Origin of the sequence: Halomonas sp. SS10-MC5, from assembly GCF_015992245.1 — a bacterium.
GTDB classification, from domain to species: Bacteria; Pseudomonadota; Gammaproteobacteria; order Pseudomonadales; family Halomonadaceae; genus Halomonas; species Halomonas sulfidoxydans.
In genome coordinates, this window is the sequence record NZ_CP065435.1 from 3,155,562 (window position 1) to 3,168,361 (window position 12,800).

Consider the following 12,800-nt stretch of genomic DNA (forward strand, 5'->3'; position numbering starts at 1 on the left):
CGGAATTTCCGATTACCCTTTCCTCAAGCGAGGGCCTTTTCGATCACCTCATAAACATTCGGCGAGAGCTTCTCGGCGCGGATTCGTTCGAGTTCGCCCTTCATCAGTTCCTGACGCGACTCGTCGAAGCGTTGCCAGCGCGTCAGCGGCGTGACCAGGCGCGCGGCGATCTCGGGGTTGAGTCGGTTGAGCTCGATCACCACGTCGGCCAGCAGGCGGTAACCCTCGCCATCGGCGCGGTGGAAGTTGATCCGGTTCTGGTTGGCGAAGGTGCCGATCAGCGCGCGTACCTTGTTGGGGTTCTTCAGCGAGAAGGCGGGGTGCGCCATCAGGTGCTTGACCCGGTCCAGCGCATCGGCCTGGGGTCGGGTGACCTGGATCGCGAACCACTGATCCATGACCAGCGTATCGTGCGCCCACTTCTCGCCGAAGGCACGCAGGGCCGGGGCCGCCAGGTCGTCGCGGCTGCTGTGGGTCAGCAGCGTGAGCGCATGGCGCACGTCGGTCATGTTGTGATCGGCCTCGAACTGCCGGCGAACGATGTCGATACCCTGCTCGTCCTCGATCGCCATCAGGTAGGAGAGCGCCACGTTCTTCAGGCTGCGCCGCGCAATCTGCTCTGGCTCGGGGGCGTAGGGCGCGTCGCTCACGTTTTCCTCGTAGAGGCGCAGGAAGTCGTCGCGCAGGGTCGCGGCCAGCGACTGCTTGACGAAGTCGCGTGCGGCGTGGATCGCCTCGACGTCGACCAGCGGCTGCTGCTCGGCAATATAGGCCTCGGAGGGCAGCGTCAGCATCTCGGCCAGCACCGCCTTGTCGTCGCTGCCGCGCTCGAGCAGGGCGCGGAAGGCCTCGACCACGCGCGTGTCCATGACCTTTTCGACGCCATTGCGGTGGGCGGCGATGAGGTCGTCCAGCGCCAGCATCGCCAGCCGCTGGCCGGCATCCCAGCGATTGAAGCCGTCCGAGTCGTTGGCCAGCAGGAAGGCCAGGTCCTCGCGGCCGTAGGGAAAGCGCAGCTGGACCGGCGCCGAGAAGCCGCGTAGCAGCGAGGGCACGGGCGCCTCGGCCACGTCGCTGAAGACGAAGGTCTGCTCCGCCTCGCGCAGGTGGATCACGCCATCGCTGCCGAGCGACTGTCCTTCCAGCGTCAAGGGCAGGTCACGCCCCGACTTGGTGCCCACCAGCCCCAGTCGCACGGGGATGTGCAGCGGCAGCTTCTCGGGCTGGCCGGGCGTGGCCGGGGTACGCTGGCGCAGGGTGAGGCGATACTCGGCATGGGCATAATCGTATTCGCCGTAGGCGTCGATCTCCGGGGTGCCGGCCTGGGAGTACCACAGCATGAACTGCGACAGGTCCTGGCCGGAGGCTTCCGCCATGCAGTCGACGAAATCCTCGATGGTCACCGCCTGGCCGTCGAAGCGCTCGAAGTAGAGGTCGCTGCCGCGGCGGAAGGCCTCCCAGCCCACCAGGTTGCGCAGCATGCGCACTACCTCGGCGCCCTTTTCGTAGATGGTCAGGGTGTAGAAGTTGCCGATTTCGATGTAGTGGTCGGGGCGCACCGGATGGGCGGTGGGGCCGGCGTCCTCGGCAAACTGGGCGGTGCGGAAGAAGGCCACGTCCTCGATACGCTTGACTGCCGCCGAGTTGACGTCGGCGGAGAAGCACTGGTCGCGGAAAACGGTGAAGCCCTCCTTGAGCGACAGCTGGAACCAGTCGCGGCAGGTCACGCGGTTGCCCGACCAGTTGTGGAAATACTCGTGGGCGACGATGCCCTCGACCCGCTGGAAGGCGGCGTCGGTGGCGGTATGCGGATGGGTCAGCACCGCCGCCGAGTTGAAGATATTGAGGCCCTTGTTCTCCATCGCGCCCATGTTGAAGTCGTTGACCGCCACGATCATGAACAGGTCGAGGTCGTACTCGCGGCCGTAGGTCTCTTCGTCCCAGCGCATGGCGCGCTTGAGCGAGGCCATGGCGTGGTCGGTCTTGCCCAGGTTCTCCTCCTCGACCCAGATCTGCAGCGTGACCTCGCGCCCGCTCATGGTGACGAAGCGGTCCTCGACCTTATTCAGGTCACCGGCCACCAGCGCGAACAGGTAGCTGGGCTTGGGAAAGGGATCGTCCCAGGTGACGAAGTGGCGCCCCCCGGGCAGCTCGCCCCGCTCCACCGGGTTGCCGTTGGAGAGCAGCACCGGCAGGCTCGCCCTGTCGCCAATCACGGTGGTGGAGAAGGTTGCCATCACGTCCGGGCGGTCCGGATAGTAGGTGATGCGGCGAAAGCCTTCGGCCTCGCACTGGGTGCAGTACATGCCGTTGGAGAGGTAGAGCCCTTCCAGCGCCGTGTTCTCCCGGGGGGCGATCTCCACCTCGGTATCGAGGCGGAACTGGCCGGGCGGACCATGGACGACCAGTCCGGTGTCGCTGAGCGTGTATTCGTCTCCGGCCAGCGCCTGGCCGTCGATGGCGATGCGCTTGAGGGTCAGCTGCTCGCCGTCGAGCTCGAGCGGCTCATCGCCTCGACTCTGCGGATGGCGTTCCAGCTGCAGGCTCGCCTTGACCGTGGTCGCGGCGGGATCCAGTTCGAAGGTCAGCGCGACATGGGTCACACGGTAGGCGGGCGGCCGGTAGTCGTGACGATGGGTCGGCTTGGGTTCAGACATCGGGAAGACTCCTGTCCATGATCGATGCCCATTGTAAGGTTGCCGGCTCCTCAACCTCAAAGGCAGCTGACGCTAGCGCCGTACCAAGCGTGCCACCGTCCCCGCCTCGAGCCTGCCGCCGGGCTCGGGGCGCGTGACGATCCACAGCCCCAGCAGCGCCAGGCCCATCGCCAGCAGGAACTTCAGCCATACCAGGCTGAGAGTCAGGAGGAGCACCACGACCGACAGGGCGAGCATGCCACCGGCGACCCACTTGGCATGGCGCGGGATGGCGCGCTCGCCTTCCCAGGCCGCCACGGTCGGGCCGAAGCGAGGGTGCTCACGAATCCACTGGGCAAAGCGCGGCGAGCCACGGGAAGCCGCCCACACCGCCAGGAGCATGAAGCAGGTCGTCGGCATCAGCGGCACGAAGACGCCGATGACGCCAAGCGCGAAGCTGGCCCAGGCCAGGGCAATGTATACGGCACGGCGAAGCGAATGCATGCGAGTCCCCCATCCAGGTTTTCCCTGCTGACTCCATTGAAGCCCATCTCGCCGCTGCAGGCCAATCGGGCATGGCTATGGCGCCATTAGAAAAAGAAGAAGCCCGCCCGAAGGCGAGCCAATGACGTCGATAAGCTCTACTGGATCGGGATTTCGCGACGGTTCTCTTTCGCTTCACCGCTGCGCGGAACGCGAACCTTGAGCACGCCGTTCGCGAACGAGGCCGATATCGCTTCGGGGCGTGCGTCGCCGGGCAGGTCGAGCACGCGGCGGAAGCTGCCATAGGAGCGCTCGATGCGCTGGTAGCGATCCTCCTGGGTGTTGCGCTCCTGGCGCTTCTCGCCTTCGATGATCAGCCGGTCGCCATCCAGAGTGAGCTTGACGTCCTTCTCGTCCACGCCGGGCACCTCGACGCTGATCAGGTACTCCTCGTCACGCTCGGCGATGTCAAGCTGGGGCCTGAGCAGACTGGCCATGTCACCGAAGCGGCTCTCGAGCGTCGGCATGCCGAACTGACGCATGACGTCATTCATCCAGCGGTCCAGCTCCTGATGCATGCCGAGCAACGGCGAGAGTTCGCCCTGGCGAGGCTCCACGGGTACCGGCGTCGCGGCATCGCGGCGCTCACTCTTGAACCAGTTCCAGGGAGAGAATTTCTGCAGATTCATACGCCACCTCCTGTTCGTCATGAGACACGTGACGCATAGGACGGGCTTCGAGCCCGTTCCGGCATGAACAGAACTGGTGGCGCAGGGCCGGTTTTCAAGTGGCGTTCGACGCGCACTTGCGCCAGATCAACGATTCGCCATCGACCGGAGCCGATGGCGTGAGGCTGCGCCTCTCAATCGCGAAAATTGTCGAACTGCAACGCCAGGTCGGGGCCGCCTTCGCCGCGCAGCATGGCAATGACCTCCTGCAGGTCGTCGCGCTTCTTGCCGGTGACCCGCACCTTCTCGCCCTGGATCTGCGCCTGGACCTTGAGCTTGCTGTCCTTGATGCGCTTGACGATGTCCTTGGCCTCCTTCTGCTCGAGCCCCTGCTTGAGCTTGACCTCTTGGCGAGCCCGCACGCCGGAGAGCTCTGGCTCCTGCTCCTCCATGCAGCGGGCATCGATGCCGCGGGCGATGAGCCGATTGCGCAGCACGTCGAGCATCTGCTTGAGCTGGAAGTCGACCTCGGCCTCGAGCTGCACCGTATCGCCATTCAGCTCGAAGCTGGCCTTGACGCCCTTGAAGTCGAAGCGCCCCTGGATTTCTCGGTTGGCCTGGTCGACGGCATTGCTGGCCTCGTGCTTGTCGTATTCGGAAACAATGTCGAAAGAAGGCATGGCGGTGTCCTTGTTTGCCCAATCATGCCGGGAAGTCTACCAGCCCGGGCCCATCCCTGCGCGCCTGGGCTCAGCCGCGCCGGTTCATGTCGACACGCCAAGCGGCTTGCTCATCTGCCAGCCGGCGCAGCCATCCTCGTAGTAGTCGTCGAGCCAGCGCTCCAGCCTAAATCCCATGCGCCGGTAGAGCCCCAGGGCGACGCGATTGTCCGCCCTCACCTCCAGCCCCAGCGCCTCGGCGTCGTGTCCCAGGGCAACCCGCTCCAGTGCCTCGAGCAATTGGCGCCCCAACCCGCTGCCGCGCGCTTCTGGGTGCACGCAGAACGAGTAGAGCCGGGCGCGACGGCTGCCGCGCCGGAACAGCAGGGTGCCATACCCCATGAGCCGCTCTCCATCGTCGGCGACAAGCGTCTCGGCATGAGCGCGATTCAATAAGTGCCAGAGCTGTCGACGGCTGAAGCGATCTCCGCTGAAGGCTACCTGCTCCAGGCGGTAGAGAGCGCCCAGATCCTGTGGCTGGGCCTGGCGCAGAGCAACGGACATGGGCTTTCTCCAGGCTGGCGGTGGCCATGCGGGTACGCATGAAAGGGAACTTGACGGCAGCGCTCGACCCGCCTGCCATCATGAAATCATTTCACCTGTCGGGGCGCTTGTCGACAGCAAGTTGCAGCGGCATGCTGGCCGCAACCCGCGGCAAAGCCGCCCCTCCCCCAGCAGACGGATTTCGCCCATGTGCCCCTTGCGTATCGTCGTCGATCGACAGGAAGACTGGCGGCCCTACTACCCTTCCGAGGACCTGATCAGCGCCGACGACTTCCTGGCCCTGGACCGGCGCCATCGTAGCGCCGCCGACCAGGACCGCAGTACCCATGTGATCAACCTGTGCGGCGAACTCGATTATCTCGGCACTGGCTACTACGTTTCGCTGCTGGCCCAAGCACGCGGCCAGCGCGTGCTGCCCAGCGTGGAAACCCTCAACGAGCTGTCGCGCAAGGCCCTGGTCGACCTGCAGCTGGATACGCTGGCGCCGCTGCTCGGCGAGCTGGCGCGCCAGGGCAGGCTTGCCGGAGACAGCGTGACGCTGCGCGTGCTGTTCGGCGAATGCCTCGAGCCCGAGCTGGCCCGGCTCGCCCGCAAGCTCTTCGAGCGCCTGCCCTGCCCGCTGCTCGAGGCACGCCTGGTTCGGCGCCACGACCTGTGGCGGCTGGCCCGGCTCAAGCCGATCCCTCTTCGCGACCTCAACGCCGACGAGCAGGACCTGTTCGCCTCCGCCCTCAACCGGCATTCACGCAAGGTGTGGCGCACGCCCAAGGCACGCCGCCGCTACCGCTTCGACCTGGCGATACTGGTCGATCCCAAGGAGGCCATGCCGCCGAGCAACAAGAGCGCGCTCAAGGCCTTCATCCGCGCCGGGCGCAAGCTGGGCATCGACGTCTCGCTGATCACCCGGCGCGATGCGGGGCGGCTGGCCGAGTTCGACGGGCTGTTCATCCGCGAGACCACGGCGCTGGATCATCACACCTATCGCATGGCCCGGCTCGCCGAGCACGAGGGGCTGGTGGTGATCGACTCGCCGCGGGACATCCTGCGCTGCACCAACAAGGTCTACCTGCATGCGCTGCTGCGGGCCCGCGGCGTACCGGCCCCGGAGGGTGTGCTGCTGAAGCGGCGCGACCGACGCCCGTTGGCGGAACGCATCGCCGGCCTGAGCTTTCCCCTGGTGCTCAAGATACCCGACGGCTCCTTCTCCCGCGGGGTGGTGAAGGTCGAGTCGCTGGAGCAGCTCGAGCGAGAGGCCCGGCGTCTGTTCGAAGATTCCGCCCTGCTGCTGCTGCAGGAGTGGCTGCCCACCGAGTACGACTGGCGCATCGGCGTGCTGGACGGCCAGGTGCTGTTCGCCAGCCGCTACTACATGGCGCGCGGCCACTGGCAGATCTACGACCATTCCGGCGCCCGGGTGAAGAGCGGCGGCTTTACCACCCACGACCCCGCCGACGTGCCGCCCGCCGTGATCAGGGCGGCACTCAAGGCGACCCGCTTGATCGGCGATGGGCTGTACGGCGTCGACCTCAAGCAGGCCGGCGAGCGCGTGGTCGTCATCGAGGTGAACGACAACCCCAACGTCGACGCCGGTATCGAGGACAGCGTGCTGGGCCGCCAGCTCTACGAGAGCATCATGGGTGTGTTCCTGGCCCGCATGGAAGCGCGCGTCTCGGCCAGGTCGGCGGATGTCTGAGGCAGTGAACACTTGCTCTGACTGAATTAAACAAATCGATTCATTAAGTTACCTCTTCATGACCTATCCTTGTCGCTAATAAGAGACATCCCAAGCCCTTGATCTGCAAGGCTCAGGCGGCTTCGGCTCACAAATGTCTCTTATAAGCGACAGATCGTGCACGTCCTGCAAGCGTCAACTCTTCCTCGGTTGCGCCAACATTCTGATTGGAAACGGTGTTTTCTAGTTGGCGCGAATGTTGCGTACCACATGGCACGCTAACTAAATGAACACGGCCCTGCTCGCCATCGCCCGCCGGCCATTTCGGCAGCGGCGCGATGGCGTTGATTGGATGACAGGGCCACAACTGCAAGGAGCGACGACGACCATGAAGATCACCATCTTCGGATCTGGCTATGTGGGTCTTGTAACCGGCGCCTGTCTGGCCGATGTCGGCCATCGGGTCATGTGCGTAGACGTCGATGAGGAGAAAGTCGCCCGCCTCAATGCCGGAGAAGTGCCCATCTACGAGCCCGGCCTGGAGGAACTGATCAGCAAGAACAAGGGCGCGGGACGCCTCGAGTTCACCACCGATGCGGCCAAGGCGGTGGAGTTCGGCCTGCTCCAATTCATTGCCGTGGGGACCCCTTCCGACGAGGATGGCAGCGCCGACCTCAAGTATGTGCTGAAGGTCGCCGAGACCATCGGTCAGCACATGAACGACTACAAGGTCATCGTCGACAAGTCGACCGTGCCCGTGGGCACCGCCAGCAAGGTGGAGCGCACCGTGGCCGCCGAGCTGGAGAAGCGCGGTCTCGACCAGGCGTTCGATGTCTGCTCCAACCCCGAGTTCCTTAAGGAAGGCGCCGCCATCGAGGACTTCTCGCGCGGCTCTCGCATCATCATCGGCACCGATTCCGAGCGCGTGAGGAAGGCCATGTCGGAGTGCTACGGCCCCTACAACCGCCAGCGCGACAAGATGATGTTCATGGGCATACGCAGCGCCGAGCTGACCAAGTACGCCGCGAACGCCATGTTGGCCACCAAGATCAGCTTCATCAACGAGATCGCCAATCTCGCCGAGCGCCTCGGCGCCGACGTCGAGGAGGTGCGCCACGGTATCGGCTCCGATCCGCGTATCGGCTACAGCTTCATCTACCCGGGCTGCGGCTATGGCGGCTCCTGCTTCCCCAAGGACGTCAAGGCCTTGGCCCATACCGCCGAGGAGATCGGCCACCCCGCCGAGATGATCAAGGCCGTGGAGCGCGTCAACGCCCGGCAGAAGAACAAGCTGTTCGAGAAGCTCTGCCAGGCCTTCGATGGCCAGCTCGCGGGCAAGACCATCGCCGTCTGGGGGCTCGCCTTCAAGCCCAACACCGACGACATGCGCGAGGCGCCCAGCCGCGCCTTGATGGAGGCGCTATGGGATGCCGGCGCCCGGGTCCAGGCCTACGATCCGGAGGCCGCCGACGAGTGCCGTCGGATCTATGGTGAGCGCGATGACCTGGTGCTGGCCGAGCAGCGTGACGACGCCTTGGAAGGGGCTCACGCTCTGGTCATCTGCACCGAATGGAAGGCCTTCCGCACCATCGACTTCCCCGAGCTCTACGAGAAGCTCGCGGAGCCGGTGCTGGTTGACGGCCGCAACCTGTTCCAACCCGATACCGTCAAGGCCGCCGGCCTCGCCTACTACGGCATCGGACGAGGTGATTCCGTGCGGCCGGTACTGGCCTGAGGAGTGACCATGTCCGCGACGCCCCCAGACCCGTCCACTGCCAGCCGGATCACGGAACTCACCACCTTCCTGTTCGGCCTGGCATTGATGGTGGTCATCCTCAGCGAGCTGCCCTCGAACGTGTTCTCGCCGGAGTCGGAGAGCTTCATCTTCGTCATCGGGTGGATCGCCATATGGCGCTACTCCTGGTGGGCCGTACAGGCCGTGCGCTCGGTGTGGTACAACCGGCGAGTCTTCCCGCAGATGCGGGCCGAGGCGGACGCGATCGGCGAGGAGGAGAAGCCGCCCGAGCTGTTCGTGCTGTGCACCTCGTTCCGGATCGAGGCGACGGTGAACTTTCAGGTCTATGACGCCCTGATTCGCGAGGCGCGCGACTACGGCGTGCCGACCACCATCTTCGCCTCCGTCTCGGATCGTACCGACGTGGACGTCATTACCCACGTCATGGACGAGCACGATTGGCCGCGGAACGTCGAAGTGCGCTACATGTTCCAGAAGGGGGACGGCAAGCGCTCGGCCATGGCCGAGGTGCTGCGGGCGATCTCCCGGCGTCTGCCGGCGCCGGGCTCGCTGCTGGTGTCGATGGACGGCGATATCCGGCTCGAGCCGGGTACGCTGTCTCGTTCGCTCTCCTTCTTCCAGTCGCAGGACGACCTGGGCGCCCTGACCACCAACAACCGCGCCGAAGTGACGGGCAACGATGCCACCCGCGAGTGGTATGACCTGCGCTATGCGCAGCGCCATCTGATGATGAGCTCGATGTCGGTCTCGCGACGCCTGCTGGTGTTGACCGGCCGCTACAGCGTGTTCCGCGCCGATCTGGCCACCCAGCCGGATTTCATCGAGCTGATCGAGAGCGACCACGTCGACCATTGGCGCTTCGGCAACTTCAAGTTCCTCTCGGGCGACGACAAGTCCTCGTGGTACTGGCTGCTGAAGAACGGCTGGCGCATGCTCTACATTCCCGACGTCTTCGTCACCGGGTTCGAGGAGCTGCCCGACCGGCGGCGCTTCTTCGCCTCGACCACCGACCTGATGCGACGCTGGTACGGCAACATGCTGCGCACCAGCAACCGGGCCATCGCCCTAGGGCCGCGGCCGATGGGGATGTTCACCTGGTGGAGCCTGGTGGATCAGCGTCTCTCCATGTGGACGACGCTGGTCGGCCCCACGGTGGTGACGCTGGTGTCGCTGTTCGTGAGGCCCTCGTTCTTCTTCGCCTACGTGCTGTGGATCCTCTTCACCCGCGGTATCGCGACCTCGATCCTGGCGTGGCAGCGCGGACGCTTCAGCCTGCTGTGGATCCCGCTGATCTACTACAACCAGGTGTGGGGCGCGATGCTGAAGACCTATGTCAGCTTTCGCTTCAACCGGCAGAAGTGGTCGCGCCAGGGCATCTCCGCAGGGGAGCCGGACGATCCCGTCGCGGCCAGCAGGCAGCGACGCATGGGCCACGTGCTGCACGGCTTCGCCTACGGCGTGCTGCTGTTCATTCTGCTGCTCTCCACCGGCGTGATGACACCGCCGGATCGGGTATCGCTGCACATCGCCCGCAGCCAGACCTGGGAGAGCGACCACGACCCCGAGCGGCTCGACCGCTGGCTCGGCGCCGTCCTCGCCGACAAGCGCGGCGACTCGGTGCAGCTGCCTCCCGGCTACTTCCGTCTCGAAGGCGACCTGGTCGAGACCCTGCAGCGGAACACGCTGCCGAGTGACAAGCGAATCCACGGCAACCAGGGCGCCACCCTACTGGCCATTTCACCCGCCGTGGCGGAATTGATCCAGGGCCCGAATGGCGAACCCATCCAGGATGCCGCCGAGTGCACCGTGGATGCGAACTGCCGACTGGCCTTTGACGAACATGACCTGACTCTCGTCAACGTACGACTCAGGGTCGAGCCTGCTGCGCCGACCGACGTGGCAGTGGCCCAACCCTGACGCAAGGAGCGACCAACGGATGGCTGACAACTTCTTCAACGACGACGCCAAGCGGCACGAGCCTACCCTGGGGGGGGATCGGCCGCACCGGCAACCCGATGCTTCGGCCGAGTCGAGGCATACCGATCGAGACAGCGCGCGCCTGACCCAAGGCGACCGACTGCAGCATGAGCGCCGTGACGAGCGAGGCTACATCCGTGTCAGCCTGCCGTTTCGCGTCGACCTCGACGACAGCGACGCGGAGCTGAACGGTAACGACGTTTCACTGGGCGGCTTCTCCGCACGCGGCCCGCGCGGCTTCCAGCCGGGCGAGCGCATCTCCGCCTCGCTGCTGATGATGGCCGGAGCAACCGAGCTGATCGTACCGCTCCGGGCGGAGTGCCTGCGCTCGAGGCCCGCCGACGGCGGTAGCGGCTACGACACCAGCTTCGAGATCACCGAGATCGAGCCGCAGCATCGCGAGCTGCTGCGCCAGATCATCCGCAGCGCGCTCAGCGGCCGCACCCCCAATGTGGAGGGCCTGATCGGCGGCGAGGACCCGCAGACGCCGCGCAAGCGCCAGGCGACTCGCCCTACTCCGCCGTCGCGTCCGCCCAAGCCGATGGGACGCTACCTCCTGCTGTTCGCCGCCATCGGCCTGCTGGTGCTGGTCGGGGCCGCCACGGCCTATCGCAACTTCATGCTGATCGAGCCGAGCTTCGCCGCCGTCACCGCGCCGCGCATCGACATTCGCGCACCGGGGCCGGGCATCCTCGGCGAGCACGAGCTGACGGCCGGGGACCAGGTCGAACGGGACCAACTGCTGACCAACGTGGTCAACAGCGAACTGGAGTCGGACCTGATCCTGGCCGAGGCGGCGCTCAACTACAACAACCGCTTGATCGAGAACCTGCGCGAGCACATCGAAGGCGGCATGCAGGAGGTCAGCCTGGCCAACTCGGCGCAGCCGGCCAGCGGCGACACCATGACCTTCGAGTCGGTCTCACCGGAGATCGCCCAGGCCCGCGTCGAGCAGTTCGAGACCGTGCGCGACTATGAGAGTTCGCGCATTGCCGCCCTCGAGGCGCGCATGGCCAGCAACGAGATCTACAGTCCGTGCGATTGCCTGGTGGCCTGGGCCCTGAGCAGTGCCGACGGCGTCTACATCAACGAAAGCGAACGGATCATGACCCTGATCCGCACCGACGAGGATGACGTGCTGGTCGAGGCCCTGGTGCACATGAACGACATCAGCCGCATCGAGCCCAACCAGAAAGCGTACGTGACCCTGGCCAATGCCAACCAGCCGATCCGTGCCCGGGTGCGCAACGTCGCCCTCGACGTCGAACGCCAGCCACGCGCCGGCTTCCCCAGTTGGGTGCGCCAGCAGCAGAACGTGGCCAGCGTGCTGCTGGTACCCGAGGAGCCGCTGCCTGCGGAGAGTGTCGGCCAACCCGTTGACGTGCGCTTCACCGAAGCCCCGCTGCTGGGCGCCGCCTCGGAGCGGATCTGGCAGGGCGTACGCTCGGTCATCCAGTTCGGCGACGACATCTATCGCGCCGCCACGGAGGACAACGATGAAAGCACCGATGAAAGCTGATTCCCGGCACGCCGCCTGCGGCTGGGTACCGCTGCTGGGCGCAGGGCTGCTGCTGACGAGCCTTGCCGCCCAGGCCGACAAAGCCGACGACGCCGTCGTCGGCATTCCCCAGGAGGTCGCCTGCTCGCAGCGCTACGTACAGGCCGAGACGCCGCGTCCGCATCAGGCCGTGGACGGCCATGCCGCCGTGCGCCAGAACTTTCACACCAGGCGCCACTGGGGCACCGAGGAGAACGTCGAACGCCTCGGCACCGAGCAGACCGGGATCGGCGAGCCCGGCCTGCGCGTGCACTATCCCGCCGGTACCTCCTCGCCGGGAGAGAAGCCGATCGGCGGGGCGGGCTTCTACAGCGACCCGCCCTCGATCAAGGGCGCCGAACAGGCCTGCCTGAGCTACATGATCCGCTTCCCGGCGGACTTCGATTTCGTGCGCGGGGGCAAGCTGCCGGGGCTTTACGGCGGCGACGCCCCCTCGGGAGGCGAAGAGGTCGACGGGAAGAATGGTTTCTCGATGCGCCTGATGTGGCGCGAAGAGGGGGAAGGTGAGCTCTATCCCTACGTGGTCGGCTTCGAGGGCGAGTCGGTGGGACGCGGCTTCTGGCGCTTTCCCCTGGGGCAGTGGGTCACCGTCGAGCAGGAAGTCGTGCTCAACGACCCCGGCCAGGAGAACGGCATTGCCCGGCTGTGGATCGACGGCCGCCCGGTGCTGGAGCAGCAGAACATCGTCTATCGCACCTCGCCGTCGGTCACCATCGACGGGCTGATGTTCTCCACCTTCTTCGGCGGCAGCGGCGAAGGGTGGCGTACGCCCCGCGACCAGTACGTGGACTTTGCCGCCTTTCGCTTCTTCACGTCCCACCCTTGAC

Annotated in this window: 10 protein-coding genes; 5 read left to right on the forward strand and 5 right to left on the reverse strand. The window is 65.7% G+C overall.

What is annotated here, in order from left to right; all coding sequences use genetic code 11:
* Nucleotides 1–23: 23 nt before the first annotated feature.
* The 5 genes from pepN to I4484_RS14775 form a co-directional block, all read right to left on the reverse strand.
* Nucleotides 24–2,657: an aminopeptidase N gene (pepN, locus tag I4484_RS14755; RefSeq protein WP_197448000.1), complete on the reverse strand. Its 2,634-nt coding sequence runs from the start codon at nt 2,655–2,657 to the stop codon at nt 24–26.
* Between the two features lie 72 nt (nt 2,658–2,729).
* Nucleotides 2,730–3,140 carry a YbaN family protein gene (locus I4484_RS14760; RefSeq protein WP_197448001.1) on the reverse strand — a complete coding sequence of 137 codons (411 nt, stop codon included), beginning with the start codon at nt 3,138–3,140 and terminating at the stop codon, nt 2,730–2,732.
* 137 nt (nt 3,141–3,277) lie between these two features.
* Complete coding sequence (locus I4484_RS14765; RefSeq protein WP_197448002.1) at nt 3,278–3,808, reverse strand: Hsp20/alpha crystallin family protein; 531 nt, start codon at nt 3,806–3,808, stop codon at nt 3,278–3,280.
* Nucleotides 3,809–3,981: 173 nt separating this feature from the next.
* Nucleotides 3,982–4,467, reverse strand: coding sequence for a YajQ family cyclic di-GMP-binding protein (locus tag I4484_RS14770; protein WP_197448003.1), 486 nt, complete (start codon nt 4,465–4,467; stop codon nt 3,982–3,984).
* 84 nt (nt 4,468–4,551) lie between these two features.
* Nucleotides 4,552–5,010 carry a GNAT family N-acetyltransferase gene (locus tag I4484_RS14775; protein ID WP_197448004.1) on the reverse strand — a complete coding sequence of 153 codons (459 nt, stop codon included), beginning with the start codon at nt 5,008–5,010 and terminating at the stop codon, nt 4,552–4,554.
* Between the two features lie 187 nt (nt 5,011–5,197).
* Between I4484_RS14775 and I4484_RS14780 the strand changes: the two genes are divergently transcribed.
* The 5 genes from I4484_RS14780 (at nt 5,198) to I4484_RS14800 (ending at nt 12,799) form a co-directional block, all read left to right on the forward strand.
* Nucleotides 5,198–6,703, forward strand: coding sequence for a RimK family protein (locus I4484_RS14780; RefSeq protein WP_197448005.1), 1,506 nt, complete (start codon nt 5,198–5,200; stop codon nt 6,701–6,703).
* Between the two features lie 367 nt (nt 6,704–7,070).
* On the forward strand, nt 7,071–8,417 hold the full coding sequence (locus tag I4484_RS14785; RefSeq protein ID WP_197448006.1) for a UDP-glucose/GDP-mannose dehydrogenase family protein: 1,347 nt from the start codon (nt 7,071–7,073) through the stop codon (nt 8,415–8,417).
* Between the two features lie 9 nt (nt 8,418–8,426).
* Nucleotides 8,427–10,355 (forward strand): glycosyltransferase, encoded by a 1,929-nt coding sequence (locus I4484_RS14790; RefSeq protein ID WP_197448007.1) that lies wholly within the window; start codon nt 8,427–8,429, stop codon nt 10,353–10,355.
* 19 nt (nt 10,356–10,374) lie between these two features.
* Nucleotides 10,375–11,934, forward strand: a complete 1,560-nt coding sequence (locus tag I4484_RS14795) for an HlyD family efflux transporter periplasmic adaptor subunit (protein WP_197448008.1) — start codon at nt 10,375–10,377, stop codon at nt 11,932–11,934.
* Nucleotides 11,924–12,799 (forward strand): polysaccharide lyase, encoded by an 876-nt coding sequence (locus tag I4484_RS14800; protein ID WP_234283740.1) that lies wholly within the window; start codon nt 11,924–11,926, stop codon nt 12,797–12,799. Before I4484_RS14795 ends, I4484_RS14800 begins: the two co-directional genes overlap by 11 nt.
* Nucleotide 12,800: the final 1 nt, after the last annotated feature.